Annotated in this window: 26 protein-coding genes; 15 read left to right on the forward strand and 11 right to left on the reverse strand. The window is 49.8% G+C overall.

The genetic code is table 11. The annotated features are described in order from the left end of the window. The first annotated feature begins 648 nt into the window (after nucleotides 1–648). The 8 genes from ABGB15_RS04400 (at nucleotide 649) to ABGB15_RS04435 (ending at nucleotide 7,782) form a co-directional block, all read left to right on the forward strand. Nucleotides 649–1,077, forward strand: a complete 429-nt coding sequence (locus tag ABGB15_RS04400; RefSeq protein WP_313326895.1) for a hypothetical protein — start codon at nucleotides 649–651, stop codon at nucleotides 1,075–1,077. A 291-nt stretch (nucleotides 1,078–1,368) separates the two neighbouring features. Then, on the forward strand, nucleotides 1,369–2,280 hold the full coding sequence (locus tag ABGB15_RS04405; protein ID WP_313326896.1) for a hypothetical protein: 912 nt from the start codon (nucleotides 1,369–1,371) through the stop codon (nucleotides 2,278–2,280). A 15-nt stretch (nucleotides 2,281–2,295) separates the two neighbouring features. Next, nucleotides 2,296–2,778 (forward strand): hypothetical protein, encoded by a 483-nt coding sequence (locus ABGB15_RS04410; protein ID WP_313326898.1) that lies wholly within the window; start codon nucleotides 2,296–2,298, stop codon nucleotides 2,776–2,778. A 114-nt stretch (nucleotides 2,779–2,892) separates the two neighbouring features. After that, complete coding sequence (locus ABGB15_RS04415) at nucleotides 2,893–3,225, forward strand: hypothetical protein (protein ID WP_313326899.1); 333 nt, start codon at nucleotides 2,893–2,895, stop codon at nucleotides 3,223–3,225. Then, complete coding sequence (locus ABGB15_RS04420) at nucleotides 3,225–5,420, forward strand: tape measure protein (RefSeq protein WP_313326900.1); 2,196 nt, start codon at nucleotides 3,225–3,227, stop codon at nucleotides 5,418–5,420. Before ABGB15_RS04415 ends, ABGB15_RS04420 begins: the two co-directional genes overlap by 1 nt. Nucleotides 5,421–6,079: 659 nt before the next feature. Beyond that, nucleotides 6,080–6,424 (forward strand): hypothetical protein, encoded by a 345-nt coding sequence (locus ABGB15_RS04425; RefSeq protein WP_313326901.1) that lies wholly within the window; start codon nucleotides 6,080–6,082, stop codon nucleotides 6,422–6,424. Nucleotides 6,425–6,442: 18 nt separating this feature from the next. Beyond that, entirely contained in the window at nucleotides 6,443–7,459 is a 1,017-nt protein-coding gene (locus tag ABGB15_RS04430) for a major capsid protein (RefSeq protein WP_313326902.1), read from the forward strand. Between the two features lie 116 nt (nucleotides 7,460–7,575). Beyond that, nucleotides 7,576–7,782, forward strand: coding sequence for a hypothetical protein (locus ABGB15_RS04435; RefSeq protein ID WP_185228995.1), 207 nt, complete (start codon nucleotides 7,576–7,578; stop codon nucleotides 7,780–7,782). Nucleotides 7,783–7,806: 24 nt separating this feature from the next. Here the strand turns inward: ABGB15_RS04435 and ABGB15_RS04440 are convergent, their stop codons facing one another. Then, nucleotides 7,807–8,055, reverse strand: coding sequence for a hypothetical protein (locus tag ABGB15_RS04440; protein ID WP_000002667.1), 249 nt, complete (start codon nucleotides 8,053–8,055; stop codon nucleotides 7,807–7,809). A gap of 234 nt (nucleotides 8,056–8,289) precedes the next feature. Between ABGB15_RS04440 and ABGB15_RS04445 the strand changes: the two genes are divergently transcribed. Then, on the forward strand, nucleotides 8,290–8,469 hold the full coding sequence (locus ABGB15_RS04445; RefSeq protein ID WP_032968401.1) for a DUF3606 domain-containing protein: 180 nt from the start codon (nucleotides 8,290–8,292) through the stop codon (nucleotides 8,467–8,469). 55 nt (nucleotides 8,470–8,524) lie between these two features. After that, nucleotides 8,525–8,803 carry a hypothetical protein gene (locus tag ABGB15_RS04450; protein ID WP_072058732.1) on the forward strand — a complete coding sequence of 93 codons (279 nt, stop codon included), beginning with the start codon at nucleotides 8,525–8,527 and terminating at the stop codon, nucleotides 8,801–8,803. A 26-nt stretch (nucleotides 8,804–8,829) separates the two neighbouring features. Here ABGB15_RS04450 and ABGB15_RS04455 read toward each other — a convergent pair whose 3' ends face one another. The 3 genes from ABGB15_RS04455 to ABGB15_RS04465 all read right to left on the reverse strand — a co-directional run bounded on the left by ABGB15_RS04455 (nucleotide 8,830) and on the right by ABGB15_RS04465 (nucleotide 11,491). Continuing rightward, the gene (locus ABGB15_RS04455) at nucleotides 8,830–10,026 is read right to left on the reverse strand and encodes a tyrosine-type recombinase/integrase (protein WP_185228996.1); all 1,197 of its coding nucleotides are present in this window, start codon (nucleotides 10,024–10,026) and stop codon (nucleotides 8,830–8,832) included. 123 nt (nucleotides 10,027–10,149) lie between these two features. After that, a complete protein-coding gene (locus ABGB15_RS04460) occupies nucleotides 10,150–11,034 on the reverse strand; it encodes an SDR family oxidoreductase (RefSeq protein ID WP_152082137.1) in 885 nt (294 codons plus the stop codon). Between the two features lie 67 nt (nucleotides 11,035–11,101). Further along, on the reverse strand, nucleotides 11,102–11,491 hold the full coding sequence (locus tag ABGB15_RS04465) for a YdeI family stress tolerance OB fold protein (protein ID WP_152082136.1): 390 nt from the start codon (nucleotides 11,489–11,491) through the stop codon (nucleotides 11,102–11,104). 138 nt (nucleotides 11,492–11,629) lie between these two features. On the opposite strand from ABGB15_RS04465, the gene ABGB15_RS04470 reads away from it, so the two are divergent. The 4 genes from ABGB15_RS04470 to ABGB15_RS04485 are packed head-to-tail and all read left to right on the forward strand — an operon-like array spanning nucleotide 11,630 to nucleotide 14,124. Next, on the forward strand, nucleotides 11,630–12,133 hold the full coding sequence (locus tag ABGB15_RS04470) for a hypothetical protein (protein ID WP_215722562.1): 504 nt from the start codon (nucleotides 11,630–11,632) through the stop codon (nucleotides 12,131–12,133). A 9-nt stretch (nucleotides 12,134–12,142) separates the two neighbouring features. Beyond that, nucleotides 12,143–12,589, forward strand: a complete 447-nt coding sequence (locus ABGB15_RS04475) for a DUF421 domain-containing protein (protein WP_215722563.1) — start codon at nucleotides 12,143–12,145, stop codon at nucleotides 12,587–12,589. An 11-nt stretch (nucleotides 12,590–12,600) separates the two neighbouring features. Beyond that, complete coding sequence (locus ABGB15_RS04480; protein WP_152082133.1) at nucleotides 12,601–13,119, forward strand: 2-oxo-tetronate isomerase; 519 nt, start codon at nucleotides 12,601–12,603, stop codon at nucleotides 13,117–13,119. 18 nt (nucleotides 13,120–13,137) lie between these two features. Beyond that, nucleotides 13,138–14,124, forward strand: a complete 987-nt coding sequence (locus ABGB15_RS04485) for an SDR family oxidoreductase (protein ID WP_215722564.1) — start codon at nucleotides 13,138–13,140, stop codon at nucleotides 14,122–14,124. Here the strand turns inward: ABGB15_RS04485 and ABGB15_RS04490 are convergent, their stop codons facing one another. The 7 genes from ABGB15_RS04490 to ABGB15_RS04520 form a co-directional block, all read right to left on the reverse strand. Continuing rightward, on the reverse strand, nucleotides 14,125–15,750 hold the full coding sequence (locus ABGB15_RS04490) for an alpha-amylase family protein (RefSeq protein WP_152082131.1): 1,626 nt from the start codon (nucleotides 15,748–15,750) through the stop codon (nucleotides 14,125–14,127). An 8-nt stretch (nucleotides 15,751–15,758) separates the two neighbouring features. Further along, the gene (gene cydB, locus ABGB15_RS04495; RefSeq protein WP_152082130.1) at nucleotides 15,759–16,769 is read right to left on the reverse strand and encodes a cytochrome d ubiquinol oxidase subunit II; all 1,011 of its coding nucleotides are present in this window, start codon (nucleotides 16,767–16,769) and stop codon (nucleotides 15,759–15,761) included. Further along, nucleotides 16,769–18,172, reverse strand: coding sequence for a cytochrome ubiquinol oxidase subunit I (locus ABGB15_RS04500; RefSeq protein ID WP_313326907.1), 1,404 nt, complete (start codon nucleotides 18,170–18,172; stop codon nucleotides 16,769–16,771). Before ABGB15_RS04500 ends, cydB begins: the two co-directional genes overlap by 1 nt. 21 nt (nucleotides 18,173–18,193) lie before the next feature. After that, nucleotides 18,194–18,700 (reverse strand): ferritin-like domain-containing protein, encoded by a 507-nt coding sequence (locus ABGB15_RS04505; RefSeq protein ID WP_152082128.1) that lies wholly within the window; start codon nucleotides 18,698–18,700, stop codon nucleotides 18,194–18,196. A gap of 25 nt (nucleotides 18,701–18,725) precedes the next feature. Further along, entirely contained in the window at nucleotides 18,726–18,929 is a 204-nt protein-coding gene (locus ABGB15_RS04510) for a hypothetical protein (RefSeq protein WP_013096662.1), read from the reverse strand. 24 nt (nucleotides 18,930–18,953) lie between these two features. Next, the gene (locus ABGB15_RS04515) at nucleotides 18,954–19,448 is read right to left on the reverse strand and encodes a ferritin-like domain-containing protein (RefSeq protein WP_152082127.1); all 495 of its coding nucleotides are present in this window, start codon (nucleotides 19,446–19,448) and stop codon (nucleotides 18,954–18,956) included. A gap of 89 nt (nucleotides 19,449–19,537) precedes the next feature. Then, nucleotides 19,538–19,723, reverse strand: a complete 186-nt coding sequence (locus ABGB15_RS04520) for a general stress protein (RefSeq protein ID WP_152082126.1) — start codon at nucleotides 19,721–19,723, stop codon at nucleotides 19,538–19,540. Nucleotides 19,724–20,246: 523 nt separating this feature from the next. Between ABGB15_RS04520 and yjdI the strand changes: the two genes are divergently transcribed. Continuing rightward, complete coding sequence (gene yjdI, locus ABGB15_RS04525; RefSeq protein WP_215722566.1) at nucleotides 20,247–20,477, forward strand: 4Fe-4S mono-cluster protein YjdI; 231 nt, start codon at nucleotides 20,247–20,249, stop codon at nucleotides 20,475–20,477. Nucleotides 20,478–20,482 lie beyond the last annotated feature (5 nt).

The following is a 20,482-nucleotide window of genomic DNA, read 5'->3' on the forward strand; positions in this document are numbered from 1 at the left end:
TACCCCACTAAAAAGACTTCTTTAATAAGACTAATAAAACCCACAAAAGACTTTTAGAACCATGTAAGACTTAAGGTCAAGATCTAAAGACAGGTCAAAGACTGGTTGAACATGCGTTCAATTGTTGGTGTTAAGGAGTGAGGTGTTATCGCTCCGCTCTGAATGGCTCTGCCACTTCAGATATGTGTGGAAGACAAGCGCAAGCGCGTCAGTCCAATGTGAACGACTGCGATGCAGTCAGGAGCTTTAAACGCGACGTAACTCCCCCTTGGAGGGGCGGCGCTCCCCCCTCAGACTTCACAGGAGGTTCACAGAGCGCATCAGACAAGCCACACGGCATTTAAACGGTAGAGGTAACCCATAGGTACTGCCTACGGCATGGAATCGCTTAGAACGCATCAGAGGAGATTTGTGTAACCTTGAATTATTTCCCACCTAAAATAAGAATGCAATACATATAATTAAATTCAGCACGAATTGCTAATGACATTGTATGTTGCTTTATGGAATTATGCGGTCCAGCCCAAAAAGGTTGCTAGCACAATTTTATACATGATGCAACAAAAGACTTGAAAAAAAGTGTGATTTATGACATAATATATTCATACCTTGAGAAAAGGAAAACATTAAAACAACATAGGAGATTAGATGACAAAACCAGTCCTGTTCGACTTTTCGAACGCTACCGCCTCAGAGATTGTTTTTGCAATCGACAACAAAATCACTTCGTTAGTAAATCTTCGCAGTTTCAGAACCCGCGTTGGTGGCTCCAGGAAAGCAGACAAACTATACCCGGCAACTCGTGAAGCCATGAATATCATCAAAGGTCTGCGTCAGCAGGCTAAGAATGCAAAAATCATCCGGGATATTCTTAAACCATACTCAGCAGAGTTAGCAAAGGGAAGGGATCTAATGGAGATCATCGAACCTGTGCTGTCTGCCTGGCGTTTCTATTACGCCTCTCATGGCATCGGTCTGATGAATGAGCAGATCCTTCTGCTTAAGATGATTGAGTCTGGCGGTGAACTCGAAGGCATTACCGGAAAAGCCATTCCCGAACTGACCACAACCGAATAACCATTCTCTGCTTTACTCCGTTGGCAGCAACGCCACCAAACGAAATCGCCGCAAACACGGCTCCTTACCCCTGATCGCCACCATGATCGCAGGGGCGATAACCTTTATGCATTCGGGGGGAACTTGAGATGAAACTATCTTTAGACGATGAAACATATGCAATTTTACGCGAGGAATCTGACCGCCTCGGGATGCCGGTTCCCAGGATGATCCGGAACATGTGCCAGAACCTGGCGAAACACATTCAGAAACGCAATGAACAACCACTGACGAACCCACAGGGAGAACAACATGAGCCAGAACGGAAACACCAATGAGCGTTTTTACAAGAGCGAGAATCGCCTTTTCCATGCAGACACGGTTACAAATAAATCCACTGGTGAAGTGGTTGAGATTAGCAATTCACTAGAAAAATTATACGCTTATATGCTGAATCAGTATCGTTTCTGGAGTGGATTAAATCAACCATTTGCTGAGTCGCAGGAGCGTCTAGGGACCGTTGCTCGAATCGGTGACGCCAAGAAGAAAACAAAGCCTCAGATCGATAAGCTGATCACTCTTGGTCTAGTTGAAATCACTGGAAAGGTCGGGCGTTGCAATATTTACAAAGTGATCGATGTTGATAAGGTCGCTGGAAATCTTGAGTTTTCCTACCCAGAGTGGGCTGGAGAACCAATGTATGACCATGAGAAACGCTTAGGAAAATCTAGTCAACAGCCAAAAAACGAGGAGAAAAAAGGTGATGGCGAATCTGATCAGGGCGGTGCTGGAAAGCGAGACAGCGTACCTCCTGTGGGTGTTCCTGTCGATGCTGATCTATCCGGTAGTGATGATGCGGTGAATGGTGGAAATGGAATCCAATTCCCAACAGTCAAAAGCCCAGACCCGCTCCAGATGGCTGATATCGATACCCTCAACAACTGGGTAGAAGGCTACGACGATGAAGGATTTATGGCCTATGGTGCGACGTGGGGGATAGAAAAACCTGGTGCGATAACAGACCTGATAAAGAGCCATATCAGAATCATCCAGAGCGGTGGATACAAAGGATCGAGGTCTGCCGCTAATGATATTTCATCCGGTGCTGATGCTTATTACAAACAGCAGCAGGCGCAAAGAGCAGCCGAAGCGAAACAGGTTACTAATGCCCCGCAGCAGCAAGAGGATGAGCAGCTTGAATTTGACGATAATGAAGCATTTTAGCATTTGGAGGACTGCTTGTGTGAGAACGTAACTGGCAACAGCCACTCTCTGGCTGACCAGAAAAAACCAGATTTAGAGCGTCTTTTTAAAAAGCGCCGCCGTGATGAGGATATTGTTAAAACCGCTAAGGCACTCCTTGTGCATGGCATGATCCCCGGCAAAGTTGCCTTGCTATTACGTCTTGATCCTGAGTTTGTAGCTGAACTGGCTAAGACATGGAATCCCAAGTTTCGAAAGGTGAAGTACACCAGTCAGTACGCAACTAAGCGAACTGTACGTCAATATTTCGACTCGGGTGCAATGCTCGAAAAAATCTGTGCTGACCTCCAGTTACCTCTATTTTCTGTGATCACGTTTCTTCAACGTGACGGAGTGAGCGATCAGGAAATGGCATCCCGAATGCCTGTTAGTGATGATCCGTTGTTCATTGAATACCGGAAGACTATTTCACGCAAGCAGGCAGCGCCCCAACGCCGATCACCACGCCTGCATTATTAATACCCCAGCTGGGGAAACTTGACCCTATTTGAATATTTATCCTTTCTGCCGTTAGCGGTAGCCGTTCTCCAATGGCTTCGTGACGGCCTGGACCTCTACAGGAAACATAATAATATGAATAACATTGAAGCAATCCGCGCCAGTATCCGGGAAGCAATGACCGCAGGAACAGACGAAACGGAAGATCTGAACAAATCCGCTGAAGAAGCATTGGCGGAGGCGGTGCAGAGTTACCTGTCCGCTTCGACTGCAACAGCCAACGAGCCAGCCCCAAAAAGTGGCAAAACCATCAAGGAAAAAGGGATCGCTCTGTGCCACCAGGCCCAAGGTTATAGCGCTAATCTGCGTCCGGTCAGCCTCATGATGAAGGCAAGCCTTGATGAGCTAACACCTGAACAACGCGCCGCGCTTGATCGTCTGGGTTACGTTATCAATCAGGGGGAATGATGTCCGGTACAAATAAGATCGTCTCCAGCCTGATTAATGCAGTCTCCTGGCAGGTCGATCAAAACTCCTTCAACCGCGCCCGCAACAAAATCAAGAGCCTGAAAAAATATGCGGAGTCAGCGGGAAAATCTTTCGACCAGGCGACACGAAAGCTGCAACAAGCCAACGGCAAGACCCAGTTACAGCAGGCGCGAGCAGAAACGCAGAGATTGAAGCTCAATCAGCGATTAACCGCTGAGGCTCAGAAACAAAGTGCTATCAATGCACGTATGGCGACCAACGAACAGCGCCATGCTCAACGTATGGCTCAGATTGCAGCACGTAACCCAGCGGCGGGCGGTCTGGTTACTAAAAGTGTCCATGGTCTCAGTGAGGCAATCAGAGCACAGCGTGAACAGGCCGACCTAGAGAAACGCACTCAGCAGATCCGTACCAAAGGTATTCGCTTTAGCACTGCCACCAATGGTTACAACCTGACACCACGCCAGCGAGCGCAAGCAATCAGCGACTTCGCTCAATTAACGAAACAATATCATGCTGGTTCAATGGAACTTGGAGAGTACAACGCCAGAGTAAGCAAACTTCAGCAGCGTTTGAGGCAGCAGGGCGGTTTAGTCAAAAAGCCGGTAACCATTCCAGTTAAGGCTAAAGTGACGGGCCTTGATACATCCCTTCTTGATCATACTGGCACAGCGATCACCATTGGGGCCACTATTGGGATTGGCAAAACCATCATGCAGACCGGGCAAGACTTCGAATCAATGGCCTCTGGTCTCCAGGCGGTGACAGGCGACAGTAAGAAAGCCACTCAGGAAATGGCGTATCTCCAGAAACAGGCGCTTTCCCTTGGTCTTGACCTTCAACAGACCAGCAAAGACTACGTGAAGTTTTACGCTTCAGCCGCTGGCAAGGCCACAGACAGCCAAATCAAAAACCTCTTTGAAGGTGTCAGCCAGTACGGAACCGTATTAGGGGCCACTGGTGAGGAGCAGAGCCGCGCCTTGCTCGCGCTTAATCAGATGTACGCTAAAGGCACGGTGCAGGCTGAAGAGTTGAAGGGGCAGCTCGGGGACGCTTTACCAAACGCAGTTGGGATCTTCGTCAAGGCATTGAATAAGCTAAAAGGCCGGACAGACCTTACCGAAAAAGACCTCATGGCAATGATGAAAAACGGTGAACTGCTGGCGAAGGATATTCTTCCCCTTGTTGGTGATGAGTTCAAAGCGGCAGCACAGAAGGGCGGAGCTTTCGAGAAGTCACTGAAATCTAACCGTGTTGCTATGATGCGCTTGCGTACAACGATGCAGCTTGCACAGAAGAATTTCTTTGAATCGGGCTTCGGCAGTCAGCTTACCGATACGTTTAACGGTCTGACAGATGCAATTGACAGCAACCAAGATGCATTTAAGACGCTGGGAGCCATTGCAGGCAATGTGATTAAAGGTTTCACTGATGCGGGGTACACGGTCTATAACAGCTTCATTCTCATTGAAGCGCTGATCAAGAAGTATGCTCCTCAATTGTCCAAGACATTCGAGGGATTCGGCAATACAGCAGCATATGCGGCAGGAATTGCGATCTTCACTGGGGCAATCTTCAAGTTAGCTGGCGCGTTGAGGTGGCTTGTCAGCTTCGCGAATCCGTTGAAAGGTCTGCTTGGTACTCTTGCCGGAATCGGCGCTCTTGGTGGCATTGCCACCCCAGGAACCGACAACACCAAACCAGGGAAAGACGGCAAACCAGCTAAAGGCGGTAAAGGTGGGGGCTTCTCTATCGGTCTTCCTGCGATCATGGCTGGTGTAAGTCTCAATAATCGTCTTAGCGAGATTCAGGCTGATCCTGATGCCTTCATGAAGAAGGTGCAGGCCAACAACGACAGGCCTACCCTTTGGACTGACATCAAGAACTTCTTTGCTGCTCATGCTCAAGGTTTCACTAATGCATTTGCGGGGATGAATACCTTACCTGGAATTCAACCAGCTACCGCAGGCATGGCACAACTACCGGGCATTGATAATCTTGCTTATGGTATGAACCTTGGCAAGCCATTCAGTATTGAAGGTAAGGCCGATCTGACTGTGACCAACGAGGTTAAACTCAGCATTGACGATAGCAAATTCAGCGATGCAATTAAGGCCGAAGTACAAGAGCAGGATAGGAGAAATACCAATCTTATCTTGGGAGTTACCCAGTAAATTATCGTTCCGTCAAAAATGACGCAGCAAATTGGCCCACACGAGAGAGGGTCGTTGAATTCGCCATGTTATTGTTTTTGTTGTTGTAAATGATAATCATTCGTGTTAAAATAATATGCAAGGTGAATTACAACAGCCAAATGTCATTCCCTTCTCCTTAGGAATCAAAGTGCGCTTTTCCCAGAGCGACTTTTCTCATACAGCCAATATCCGCACCCTCTCACGGTAAGGTTAGGCCATTGCCGCTGGCTGTATCAGAAAAGAATTTTCTCCGACCTTGGATCGGGGATTTGCCAAAAGCCCTGCCATCCTCGACAGGCCGTCTTGCCAGACGAAAACTGGCATTGAGTGCGGTAGCGAAGATATGAGGTCTCCCGCTGCTGTGCTCCCTCATTCCTTAAGCGTGACCTACCGATCATGCTTTCCAAATCTCTCCATCAGAAGACACCATCGTGAAGCGATTAGCAATGCATGTTGCTAACCCGTAAACGGGTGAATTTCATCATCTCCGATGATCTACCAACCGGGGCAGGCGTTTTCCTGCCTCTGGCTCTTTTTCTGCATGGAACACGAATAAAAGAATGCCGTCCGATGGACGGTATTTTTTCAACTCTATCCGGCATATTCGCCGGATTATAAAAACTGTATGGAGATACAAAATGGCATTCGAACACGAAAGCAAAACCCCGCAGGATGTATTGGTTTATACCGATAGCTCGATCTTTCATAAGCTCACCGTGATCCTTGATCTGTCTGCTGACGTGACTTGTGGTGATGTTATTAACCCGACCACTGGCGCGGCATACGTTGCAGCCGATGCTGATAACTGCGCTGTAGCTCTGCAAAATCAAATCGCTGGTGATGCCCGTAGCCTGGTCATTTCAGACCGTGGCTGTGTGTTCAATCCATCTGGTCTGGTTGTAGCGACTGCTGCAAAAGATGCTGCATACGCTGCCCTTGTTAAGCAAGGCAACCGCATTGCTGATGCAAACACCGCAATCTAATCAAGGAGAGATAACAATATGAAATTAAGTGATTTTACTAACCTTTCCGGTCAGTTCGTGAAGCCAAGCGGCGAGGGGTTCCTTCTGTCCAGCCTGGGGATCTTTACCAGTCGTCCAAGTGACACACAAATCATCGCGCTCGACACACTGGAAGATGTGCAGCGTGAAGTGACTAAATCAGTTGCCCGTTATGGTTCTGAAATGTCCGGTCTAAACTTCCCTAAAGCGGCTAACGTGACCGTTCAGGCTCCACTTCATGTTTACAGCTCAACCATCACCAGCCAAGATTGGCAGGGAAAACGTCAGCCGGGAACAAATCGCCAGATGACCGCTGAAGATGTAGTTGCTAATCATACCCTGAAGCACTACCTGCAAACCCGCCGTGATGTTGAATATGCAATGGCGCAGAGTCTGTTTCACAATACTGTAGAGGCGACACACCTACGTGAAGGTCCTGATCTGAACTGGCAAACCTTCTGGGGCATTAGCCAGCCAACAACAACCGTGAAGACTGGCACCAGTGCCAACGTCATTACTGAGATACAGAACGCTGTCACGCTGCTGAAGAAAAATCTGGGTGGCTGGTCTTCCAGCATCAAGCAGGTTTATCTGCTGGCTTCACCTTCGTTATTCGCCTCTATTCAAGGCAACCCAACCGCATATCAGGCGGCTCTATTTGGTGCTACGTCCCGTGACATCATTTTCCCTGACACTTTGGGTGCATATGATCGATATAACATCGGGCGTGTAACTGTGGTGCAGGTTGACGATCCTCTGTACGGCATTGCAGATGGTGAAGGCTACATGCTGGCGACGTTCTCCAATGTTGTTGAAGGCGACCTTTCACCTTATATGACTTACCAGACTCCAGCGAGCCGCCATGCTGAAGTTGCTAATGGTCCGGTTTATCCGTCCTACCATTACGTTCTACGTGATAAGTTCATGAACTATGAGGTGGTCAGTGAGTTATCACAGATTCAGATCCCAATGCGTCCGGACTTCGTTCTGAAGATCACTATGGACGACGCAGCGTAAGACAGCGGATTTTGAGGGCGCATTGCCCCCGCTGCTGGCGAGGCTAACGGTGCGAAGCAATCTCGCTATTGCGAGACACCTTCGGTGCTGGAGGCAAAGAAGAGGAGATACACAACATGAAATTAGCTTTGATCGGTACTGGCAACATGCCGCTGATGCAGTGGATTCTAGATGGCAGGGGCGATGATTCGATCATCAACATGTCAGCGTTAGCACGCAGGCTTGAGTGTAGTCGTTCCAGCCTACTGGACCGCATCCATACGTATGGATTTGACAGCGCTATCAGGTACTACCTGAGCGAACAGCGACAACTGAAAACATGAGAGCCGGGTTAATCCCGGCTTTTTTTAGCGCTTTTTATTCGATTGAGAAACAACCGAACCAGCTAAGGTTTTAGTAACCTCGCTTGAGCGTGGGTTTTTCAATGCTGCTGATGCTTTGGCTTCCATGTTCGCGCCAGTTTGATTTTTTGTTCCTGCTTGTGATAGCACTGAACCCGCTAAACTTTTCTGAATCGCAGAGGCGTTTGGGTTGTTTAGAGTCTCTGCTGCCAGATGAGCTACATCTTTCGAGGATTGCTTATCATTGTTCGCCATTTCAACACCTATTCACGGGATGGATGTTTGGATATATTGTATTTCTTATATTAATAAACACAATATGTAGTGGTTATGATAGAAGCGAAGCGGCAAAGTTAGCAAGCTCGGAAAAAATTATTTACTGGTTTTATGACCAGTGTCAATTGTTTGATAACTGACCGTTTACGAAGCGGCAGAGGAGTCATATAAGTAGTGTGCAGGTATAAGCCTGTATCACGAGGAATCAGTAAAATGGCTGATGATAAGACCAAAATTGGTACACCTGACAATGATTTAATAAGTATCAAACAGGATTACGAAAGACGTGATTGGGCTAAAAAGTTCGGCGTTAGTGAGGCTAAACTTATTCAAGCTGTTCAAGCCGTAGGTCATTCGGCTAAAAAAGTGCAGGCTTGGCTTAAAGACCATTGAAATATGAGCGCCTTACGGGGCGCTTTATTTTTTATTGTCCTTTGGGAGAAAGTTAATGGCTAATAACTTATTTATTACCTATGATCTTATAAAAGATAAGGATTACACGGCTGTTCATGCTGCCATTAAAACGCTGGGTAACTGGGCAAAGGCGACAGAATCTAACTGGTATGTCAATAGTGGCTATTCTGCTGAAAATGCAGCGAAGATAGTCAAGGCTGCAATGGATAATGATGATAGATTAATTGTTGTGGATGCAACAAATAATAATGCTTATTGGTATAATCTTCCTGATGAAGTTTCTGCTCGTATTCAAGCTGAATGGCCACAATAATATAAGGGGGGCAGCCCCCCTTTAATCTATAGAGCATGATAATACACACACTCAATATATTTGGCTAACTCTCTCATACCTGCGCCCTTGCTATATGTCCTGAATGCTTCAGTTTTGGCCTTCTGTTCAGTATGCCCGGTGATAGCACCTATGCGCTGTTCTGGTACGCCTGCTCTGTCTAAGCATGTGATGAACATCCCGCGCAAGCTGTGGAAGCATTGCCTATCTGTAGCTGTAGGCAAGACGCTATCACGCAGCCGGGTAAATTTTTGGCTGTACCACGGACCGCGTTTGCCATCCTTCCGGATGATGTTATTTGACTGCGCCAAAAGATATGCACCGCCGTTTTGCGCCAGATGCTTATCAATAATCCCCATCAGTAGCGAGTGGATCGGAACATATCGCACCCCGGCGACAGTTTTAGACTTGCTGACGAAGAAACACCGCACACCCTCCATCATCACAATCTCATCCCGCTTGATGCTGGCTATCTCATCAAGTCGCATTCCAGAGTACAGGCCGATCAAAATGACATCACGTAGAACGTCATCGGCTTCTCCGATAAGGGATTGTAACTGTTCAGGTTCAAACGGCTGATAACTCTCTATCGTACGACGTGCTTCAAGGTTATGACCGTGAAAAGGGTTGCTGTCAGGTATCGCGTCGTAGCGGCGTTTGGCGAACTCGTACAGACTCCCCAAAGATGTTAGCCAGTTCTGCACGGTTTGAGGTGCTGCCTTTTTCTGTTGGCCTTCGATGAAATCAGTAACGGTTCTGCGTCCGATCTTGTTCAACCCAATATTAACTTTACCGATACTCTGAAGAAAAACTTCTACGGCTCGCGCGGATTTGCTGAGTGTGGAGAATGCCCGACGTTCACTATAAACCGTCATGTATTCATCACGTATGACCGCCAGCGTTGGGATCGGAGATACTGCTACAGGCGCATTCTTTGCCTGTTTTATTGTGGTATGGAGTGTGGTGATCGCATTCTGGATGCGAATGTCTTCCCGATCAGGATTCAACAGGGCTTTCAGGTTGTTGAACTCAATCAACATGTGATTTCTGAAGTGGCGAGCCTTAAGTATGTCCTTTGTCCCTGTGGATTTTCGCCAGGCTCGCTTATTACCGAACAGATGACGCATGTACGCAGGTACAAAGACCTGAAAGATCCATACGCCCGAATGACTTTGAAAAAGATACTGATTGTTCTTGATAGACATGATTTTGATCCTTTAAAATCACGCCATCAGGTACAGCCATATGTACAATGTCGGGATGGAGTAACGAGAGCTTCCCAAGCTCTATACGAGGGTTCGATTCCCTTCGCCCGCTCCAGCATTTCCTTACATCACACCATCTCCCCCATCAGAACACCAGACCTGCCCGGACGTAAATGAGCACTCATCAGACGCGAGTGTGACATACAGCGGCGCGATCTCTACAGGCTGGCCCGGACGCCCCAACGGTGAATCTTCGCCAAAATGTTTCACTTTTTCCATCGGCTGCCCGCCGCTGGATTGCAGAACGGTCCAGTAGGGCCCCGGTGCAACGGCATTCACACGTATCCCTTTCGGACCCAGCTGTTTGGCTAAGGCTTTCGTAAATACCGCGAGACAGGCTTTTGTCTGCGCGTAGTCGAGAAGAATTGCGCTCGGTTTTACCGCCTGGACGGACGAAGTATTGATAATTGAAGCGGGCGCTTTCAGGTGACGCAAGGCCGCTTTAGTGATCCAAAAAGGGGCGTAGACGTTGGTTTTAAACGTTGCGTCAAAGTCTTCCGTAGTTAACTCTTCCAGCGACTCACGGTACTGCTGACGGCCTGCGTTATTCACCAGAATATCCAGCCCGCCAAGTTTTGTGACGGCATCTTCCACCAGATTCTGGCAAAACGTCTCATCACGGACGTCACCAGGCAGCGCGACCGCGTTACGTCCTTCCGCTTTGATCAGCGCAATAACTTCACTCGCATCTTTTTCTTCTTCCGGCAGGTAATTGATGGCGACGTCTGCGCCTTCACGGGCATAAGCGATAGCCACCGCGCGGCCAATCCCCGAATCGCCACCTGTAATCAACGCTTTTTTCCCGGCAAGGCGGCCATTTCCTTTATAACTCTTTTCGCCGTGATCGGGGACGGGTTGCATTTCGGAGGCCAGGCCCGGAGGCGTTTGTGGCTGCTCAGGGAAAGGGGGCGTCGGGAAAGCGTTCGTACGTTGTGTTGTATCACTCATAGCTGACTCCTTTTAAGCCAAGGGGTGAGATTTGATGGATAGTTGCAGCGTTAACGCTTCGCTAACGTTATTTTTGCAGATGATCGACGCGAACAACCGGAGGCGATGATTTCTTATCAAGCGAACCGTTAATACTGATCATCTGGTCAGGTTTTACCGTTCTGCCGTCAAATACCGCTTGTGGGATAATAACGTCAATTTTTCCGGTTTTATCCTGAAATACGAACTTATCGCCGTTGCCGTCAATAAGGTTTCCTCGAAGCGATATCGTCGCACCATCATGCATTCCTTTCGCCTGATTAATGGTCATGATGCGCGCATCGTCTGTTCCTCGATAGCCATCATCCAGCGCATGAGGAGGCGGTGGTGCTTCGCCTTTTTGTAACCCGCCGTTATTATCTGCCCAGGCTGCAGGTATTAAAAATATCAAAAAAGCGGAAATTACTGATAATTTCATCTGATATCCTTCATTTATGTTGTCTTGACTTATTAAGTATTGTTGCTATTCCTTTATGTGGCAAATGTGATAAGTCTTAAAAACATTCGCTTTAAAAATCATTAATTTCGGTAAATAGGCGAAACGGTAAAGGTTGCCATGAATCGTAAAAATGAAAAGGTGCCTGGGATAAATGAGAGTTATCGCTTACTGACGTTTGAGTTTGCATTTCGCCAGGTGGGTTTTATTGTGTTGTTGGGCATTATTGTCGCCGCCGTTGCGGGGCTGTTTTCGAGTGGGGTAGTGAGTGACAGGGAAAAAATAAATTCAGCGAAATCGCTGACAATCAACTATGAGCGCTTTGGTCGCCGACAAACGGAGTCCAGAATGCAGCTTACCTTCCCGGTTAAAAGTGAGGGAAAATATATCATCAGTATGACCACGGAGAGCCGTGAGGCTTACGAGCCAGGCAGCGTCTGGCCGCAGCCGGACAGCATGTACAGTCGCGGTAATACCCTCTTCTTTGTTTACAACCACCTGAAAACTGAAGATACATTCTCCGTCCTGTTATTCATCACGCCCTCTAAAGCCGGAAAATGGGCCAATGTCATTCGCGTAAATAACGAGCCGGATATTCATTTCTGGCAGTTTATTTACCCTTAGGAGGCTGATATGGATATGGTCTTTCGTGCCCTGGCAATTTACCTGTTTTTGATGGTGGTATTTAAAGTGGCCGGGCGTCGTGCTTTGCTACAGATGACCAGTTTTGACCTGATACTCCTTTTAATTATCAGTGAGGCGACACAGCAGGCGTTGCTGGGGGATGATTTTTCCATCACGGGGGCGATGATAACGATCACCACGCTGGTGGTGGTAGATATTATATTTGGCCTGATGAAGAAATATTTTTCTCCGGTGGAGAATATTCTCGATGGCACGCCGGTTATTCTTGTGGATAACGGCGTTCCGTTACGCGATAAACTTAAAAAAGTCGATGTTTCCTGTGACGATATTTTAGTGTCCGCACGCCAGAATCATGGCATTACAGAATTAAGTGAAATTAAATATGCCATTCTGGAGCGTAATGGCCATATCTCAATTATTCCTTTTGAAAATTAAGAGGTGCAGGTATGAGCAATCTTTACCACGATAAAAATACCACGGTCAGTGAACTGACCAAAAAGGTAGCGAGCAAGCTCACGGACTTAGGGCTTCGCTTAACCACGGCAGAATCCTGTACCGGCGGAAATCTGGCCGTCGCGCTCTGTGCCGAAGAGAACACGGCAGAATTTTACGATGTCGGCATGGTGGTTTTCAGTGATGCCGCAAAGGAAAGAATTCTGGGTGTACGCCCGGAGACCATCGCGCGCTTTACTGCCGTCAGTGAACAAACCGTTACCGAGATGGCCGCCAAAATTCTCGACATTGCCGAGGCGGATATCAGTATCGCTATCAGTGGCTATGCCGGGCCAGAAGGGGGCGACGATGGCACCGCAGCGGGCACAGTCTGCTTCGCCTGGAATTTACGCGGACATACTGAAACGAGCACCGTGCTGTTCTCAGGTGAATGTCAGGATGTGGTGGAAAAAGCGGTCCGCTATTCGCTATCGGAATTGATTGTGAAGCTATCAGACGGGAAAAACGGATAAAACAACGGCGGAGGTTCTATGGCTGTGATTGTCATTACCGGCGGTACGGCGGGCGTGGGGAAAGCCACGGCGCTGCACTTTGCGAAAGCGGGCTATGATGTGGGCATTATTGCCCGCGATGAGGAAAGCCTGCACTCTACGCAGGAGGAGCTACGCCGGTTTGGGGTGAATGCGTATGCCGTCCATGCCGACGTGGCCGACAGCAAGGCGGTCGTCGATGCTGCTAATGAAATCGAGTATCGTCTCGGGGCCATTGATGTGTGGGTCAACAACGCCATGGGGGCAGTGTTAGCGCCGTTTCGCACCCTGACGCCCGATGAATTTCGTCGTGTCACCGAGGTGACTTACCTGGGCTATGTCAACGGCACCCGCGCCGCGCTGGAGTTAATGATCCCCCGCGATCGCGGCACGATTATTCAGGTCGGCTCGGCGCTGGCCTACCGTTCCATTCCGTTGCAGTCGGCCTACTGTGGCGCAAAAGCGGCAATTCGGGGCTTCACCGATGCCGTGCGTACCGAGCTGATGCATGAAAACAGTCGGGTCACGTTGTCGATGGTGCAGATGCCAGGTCTCAACACACCGCAATTCGAGTGGGCCAGAAATAAATTTGCCTGGGCCATGCGCCCCGTACCGCCGGTCTTTCAGCCTGAAGTGGCCGCCAGCGCGATTTTTAAGGTCGCGCAAAAGCCGGTACGTGAACTGTGGGTGGGAAGCAGCACTATTCAGTCGATTGTCGGGCAATTTCTCTTTCCCGGTTTTCTCGATCGCCTGATGGTTAAAAAAGCCTGGGAAGGGCAGATGACCGATAACCTGAAGGCAGAAAATCGACGGGATTATCTGGATCAGCCGGTTAACGATCTGCACAAAATCCATGGGCATTTTTCCGCTGAAGCGAAAGATCGCGCCACAGCCATCACCTCTGGTGCGCCGGGGAAAGTGCTGCTCGGCTCCCTCGCGGTGGCGAGTCTGATCATGGTTCGTCTGCTGGCGACCCGGAAAAAATAATCAGCGCAGCGCGGTGCGGTTGGTCCAGAACCAGCGGTAACCGTAGCCGCCAATGCTGAGCTGCACGGTTTTGCCGCAGATCAGCGCGTCATCGTAGCGTTTGTCGGCCAGACAGGCGGTCCATGTCGTGTTCCGGATGCCTCTGGCGGTGAACTGTACGGGCTTGTCGCTGAAGTTCACGAAGGTCAGAATGCTGCGCTCGTCGGTCTCGTAACAGATCCCCAGAACCGCATCCTGATTGATATTAATGATACGAAACGGCGCAATGCCGATCTCCGGAAACTCCGAGCGCGTATTGGCGATATCAATGATTCTGTGCAGCAGCGAGTTGCGGTGCAATAGCGAATCCGCCACGTTGATTTTCTGATAACGAAACGGGCCGTGGTCGATGATGGGCGCGATAAAGGTCTCTGGGTCGGCGTCGGAGAAGCCACCGCCTTGCGATCCTGCCCACTGCATCGGCGTGCGGACGGCATAACGCTCCTCAAGCGCCAGGTCGTCACCCATCCCAATCTCATCCCCGTAGCGCATCACGGGTACGCCAGGTAGCGAAAACAAAACTGCGTGGCAGAACGCCAGCCGCTTTTGATTGCCGTTCAGCATGGGAGCCAGACGGCGGCGGATACCTCGCTGGTAAACGTACATCTCTTCTTCCGGCGCAAAGGCGTCGAGAACGGTCTGCATTGCTTTTTTACCGATCCCTTCCAGGTCCAGCTCGTCATGATTGCGCAGCCAGTTGGCGAAACAGCAGGCGTCAGGCGGCACAATCATCTTTTTAACCGCATTACGCAGCGGCCGCGCGCTTTTCTCTGCAAGGCTGACGTAGAAGAACTTATTGAGCCAGAAGTTCAGCACCAGATTCAGGCGGTCGTTATTACCGAAGTAGTCTTTATACGCCTCAACCTCAACGTCGACTTCGCCGAGCAGGATCGCATCCGGATTGTGTTGTTCAACGAGGTTGCGCATATGCTCCAGAATCCATAGCCCCTTTTTTTCATCACCGCGTCCGGCTTGTTTTGTCAGATGTGTCGCTGCATCCAGACGAAAGCCCGACACGCCGAGTTTGAGCCAGAAGATGATGATGTTCTCGATCTCTTTGAGGACGGCAGGCGAGGCCAGATTCAGGTCCGGCTCATGGTGATAGAACATATGCCGATAGTATTGGCCAGCTTCGTCATCCCATGACCAGATACTCTTTTCCACGCCGGGGAACATGGGCGGCGTGTCGTCGTCGTCATTATCAGACCACAGGTAATAGTCACGAAACGGTGAGTGCGGGTTGCGACGCGCTTTCTGAAACCAGGGATGCGCGTCAGAGGTATGCTGGATCAGCAGCTCAATGATGACCTGCATCCCCAGCTCGCGGGCCAGCTCGATAAACGCGATAATGTCCGCCAGTTTACCAAAACGGGGATCGACCTGAAGATGGTCGCTTACGTCATACCCCTCGTCCAGAAAGGGCGTAAGGTAAAAAGGGGTGATCCAGATAACCGTTGCCCCCATCCGGCGAATGTAGCGTAACTTCGCCCCTATTCCGGCGATATCTCCACAGCCATCGCCGTTAAGATCGTAAAACAGTGCAGTATCAATCTGATAAATAATGGCTCGAGTATGCCAGCCTGCCATAGCGTACCTCAGTGATAACCTTCCGTTCCGGAAACCTTGCCCCGGAAGACGTAGTAGCTCCATGCGGTGTAGACCAGAATCACCGGAATAATGAGCAGTGTACCGACCAGCATAAACAGCTGACTGGCAGGAGGGGCCGCAGCGTCCCACAGGGTGATATGCGGCGGAATAATGTGAGGCCACAGGCTAATCCCCAGCCCGCTAAAGCCGAGAAATATCAGCCCAAGCGTCAGCAGGAACGGGCGGGCATGGCTGTCCGGATTACGGGTTAGCCGCCAGATCCACAGACTGAACACGCCGACCAGCAGCGGAACCGGCAGGAACCAGAAGAAGTTGGGCAACGTAAACCAGCGCTCGGCCACGTACTGCCAGCCGAGCGGCGTCCAGATGCTCACCACGGCAATCACCGCCATCAGTGCGAGCAGTACGTGTCGGGTCAGGTCGCGCATGCGGTTTTGCAGTGCGCCTTCACTTTTCATGATCAGCCACGTGGTCGCCAGCAGGGTGTAGGCGACAACCAGCCCTAATCCACAAAACAGGTTAAACGGCGTGAGCCAGTCGAGTGCTGACCCTACGAAGCGCCGCCCCTCAACCTTAAAACCGTTGATCATCGCACCGACGACAATCCCCTGGCTGAAGGTGGCGAGCAGCGATCCGCCGGCAAAAGAGTAATCCCAGAATTTACGGTGTGAGGGCGTGGCCTTAAAGCGGAACTCAAAGGCTACGCCGCGAAAGATAAGGCCAATCAGCATGGCGGTGAGGGGAATGGTCAGCGCGTCGATAATCACCGCATAGGCCAGCGGAAACGCGCCGAATAGCCCTGCGCCGCCGAGCACCAGCCAGGTTTCATTCCCGTCCCAGACCGGAGCGACGCTGTTGACCATGACGTCCCGTTCCTTTGCGTCGCCCACGAAGCTGAACAACATCCCAATACCTAAGTCAAAGCCATCCATGATGATATACATCAGCGTGGCGAAGACGATGATGGCAAACCAGATAACCGAGATATCAACGCCCATCAGGTTCTCTCCTGTTCCGGAACCGACTCTGCGGCAGACAGCGGACGAGCAGGCGTGCCCGATGTATTCGACGTCAGCGTGCCGACAGGCTGCGGCCCTTTCTTGATCAGCCGGACAAGGTAAACGTAGCCCACGCCAAACACCGAGCAGTAGACTACGATGAAGGCCAGCAGGCTAATGCTCATCTGCAGCGTGCTGTGAAGTGACACCGCATCAATGGTACGCAGATAACCGTAGACCACCCACGGCTGACGGCCTACTTCGGTGGTGACCCAGCCTGCAAGTAACGCAAGCAGTCCGGCGGGGCCCATGCAGAGAGCAAACCAGTGAAACGGCCGCGAGTGATAGAGCCGGTGGCGATAGCGTAGCCAGACGCTCAGCGCGCCGAGGGCAATCATTAACAGCCCCATCCCGACCATAATCCGGAACGACCAGAAGACGATTAACGAATTCGGGCGATCCTCTTTTGGAAAATCTTTCAGGGCGGGAACCTGTTTATCAAGGCTATGCGTCAGGATCAGGCTGCCGAGCGCGGGGATCGCCAGCCCATATTTCGTGCGCTCTTCTTCCATATCCGGCACGCCAAACAGCAGCAGCGGCGTGGCCTCGCCAGGCGGATTCTCCCAGTGGCCTTCGATTGCGGCAATTTTAGCGGGCTGATGCTCAAGCGTATTCAGACCGTGCATATCGCCCACGACGGCCTGGATGGGGGCAACCAGCAGCGCCATCCACATCGCCATCGAGAACATTTTCCGCACCGCCGGCGTATCGTTGCCGCGCAGCAGATGCCACGCACCCGACGCCCCCACAAACAGCGCGCTGCTGAGGAACGCGGCAATAGACATGTGAATCAGGCGGTAAGGGAAGGAGGGATTAAAGATAACGGCCAGCCAGTCCTCCGGGATCACCTGGCCGTTCTGAATACTAAAGCCCTGAGGCGTATGCATCCAGCTGTTAGAGGCCAGTATCCAGAAGGTCGACATCAGCGTGCCGAGGGCGACCATGCAGGTGGCGAAGAAATGCAGTCCGGGGCCAACCTTGTTCCAGCCGAACAGCATCACGCCCAGGAAACCCGCTTCGAGGAAGAAGGCGGTGAGCACTTCATAGGTGAGTAGCGGGCCGGTAATACTTCCCGCAAACTGAGAGAACCCGCTCCAGTTAGTGCCGAACTGGTATGCCATTACCAGCCCTGAAACCACGCCCATGCCAAAATTGACGGCGAAGATCTTTAGCCAGAAATGGTACAACGAGCGCCAGACGTCATTTTTGGTGCGCAGCCACATCCCCTCCAGCACCACCAGATAGCTGGCCAGCCCAATGGTGATCGCCGGAAAAAGGATGTGAAAGGAGACGGTAAAGGCGAACTGAATCCTGGCCAGATGAAACGCATCGAGTTCGAACATAGCCCGCCCCCCCGAAGAGCGCTATTTTTTCGCTTCGACGCCGGATGCGTCAGAGCGCAGCAGGAATTCTTCTGTGGTTTGCGGAATATGGCGAATCAGCCAGTCTGCCATTTCGCGCTCTTCCGCCAGAATAGTTTCAATGGCCGGGATCGAGGCCGTGTCACCCGCTTTTTTTGCAGCTGCCAGCAGCGAGGTATAACAGGCAATTTCGAACTGTTCGAAAACATACCCGCTGATCGAGCCTTTGACGATTTCATCTGACGGGAACATACCACCAATGGACTGACCCAATGCGGCCATCTTGCTCATGGAGTCTTTTAAAACCGAACGTGAAATATCATTGCGATCGAGAATTTCTTCCAGCAATGTGATTTGGCGTTTTGTCTCATTAATATGTTGTTCAATTCGGGTACGTAAATCAGGGTAATTTTCAATACGGCTGGCCATGGATTCCAGCATTGATTCTGCCTGCTTTTCCATCGCATGGGCATCGCGTAGCCAGTCATGGTAGTGTTCAACGTGATTCATTTTATTTACCTCTACATTTGGCCGGTTATTTGGTTTCACTTTCAGCAGCCTGGTCGGCACGTGCGGCGCTATAGCCGGATAAGTGGCCGACAATATTGGCATATATACTGATGATAATGACCCAAAGCACGCTATTCTTCCACCATATAACGGAAGGTATTGCAAGAATGAACCATATTATGGCTGCCGTTAAATGGCACCGTTTAATTGTCCTGGGACTGATGCTCATTTTTATTTAACCTGTTAAATAGCGTTATTTTTGCGCTTTTTGGTTAATATTTCCTACAGCCAGGTCGGTGAGTTTAAGATCGGTTGCTTTTTCTTCTTCCAGTGTTTCGGCAAGAAGTTTTACTGCTTTTTTATAGCCTAATTGCTCAGCTAAAGTCGCCAGAGTACCGTAACTTGCAATTTCATAGTGTTCGACTTTTTGTGCGGCGGCAATTAATGCGGCATCACGCACTTCATTTTTCTCTGTGCTCTCAATAACTTCATTCGCTTCTTCTATTAAACCTTCCATTGCAACGCATTTCATGCGTTTAAGTTTAATACCCGATTCCTGTTCAATGATCTGATCGATTCGCTCAATCTGACCCTGCGTCTCTTCCTGGTGCGCGGTAAAGGCTGTGCTTAGCTGCTCGCTGGATGCGGCACGAGAGAGCTTACCGAGCGCGCGGGCTAGCTGCTTTTCGGCGCTATAGGTGTCTGATAACAGGTGGATAAAGACATCTTCGATGCTTTTCATATTCATACCAGTGCTCCGATTAAATAAGTTCGTATACTGCGAGCCACCCGGCCCGCAGCATTCTCTCTGATTATTTATAAGGGACTTAAATATACTCAGGAGTTGTCAGATTTACGGCCTCCGCCATGACTATTTTGTCCCCCTTTTTTGCCTGCTTCAGAGGCGCGTTGCGGATCGTTTTTAAAATTACCGCCGCTATGCTGGCCACCTTTACGTCCAGCGTCAGATGCTTTTTCACGGTCTTCAGCGAAATTACCGGAACCACCACGATGCTCTGCCATATATCAACCCTCATGTTGCGTTTATGTCAGGAGATACGAGTTGTCATTCGTATCAGTTGTCGTTCAGGAATTAACATTAGTCGTTATATCCAAAGAGTCAAATTTGTCGTTTGGCTCGTAACTGTAATATTTTGAAATATTGCAAAATATGCCGCTTCGTTTTCACTTGAGGAAGGTGTATGGAAAGTAAGGGAAATCCATTGGTTAGGCTTAGAATTTAATAAATCATACCTTTAACGCCTGGCTAATATTCTTATTTGTCAGCGCGGCGGTAATAATTACACGAGTTTACAAGCGGGAAAATATATTCCGTTGCAGTGAGAAAATAAATATTAGGATTATTCTTATCTAATCGTCATGATTATATTGCAGATCGTGATTCGTTGACGCCGTTAACGGAGCGGACAATGCCTGGTGAGGCGAGGCAGTGCGCAACCGTTTTTAGAACGAATGAAGCATAGCCAGCGGGGGACTGGGGGACTATGCTTCATTCGCAACGGAAAAATAAAAACGAGGTAATGTCGTGGATAAAGAGCTACTGGACGCGGGTTACCGGGCCTACACCGGGGAAAACATTGATGTCTACTTCAACACCAGCATTTGCAAACATTCAGGTAATTGCGTGCGCGGCAGCGCGCAGCTCTTCAATCTGAAACGTAAACCGTGGATCATGCCGGATGAAGTTGACGTTGAAACTGTCAAACGTGTGATTGATACCTGCCCAAGCGGTGCGTTGAAGTATCGCCAGAAATAAGCGAG

The sequence above is a fragment of the Enterobacter sp. MALB-1 genome, assembly GCF_041021625.1.
Taxonomy (GTDB): Bacteria; Pseudomonadota; Gammaproteobacteria; order Enterobacterales; family Enterobacteriaceae; genus Enterobacter; species Enterobacter oligotrophicus.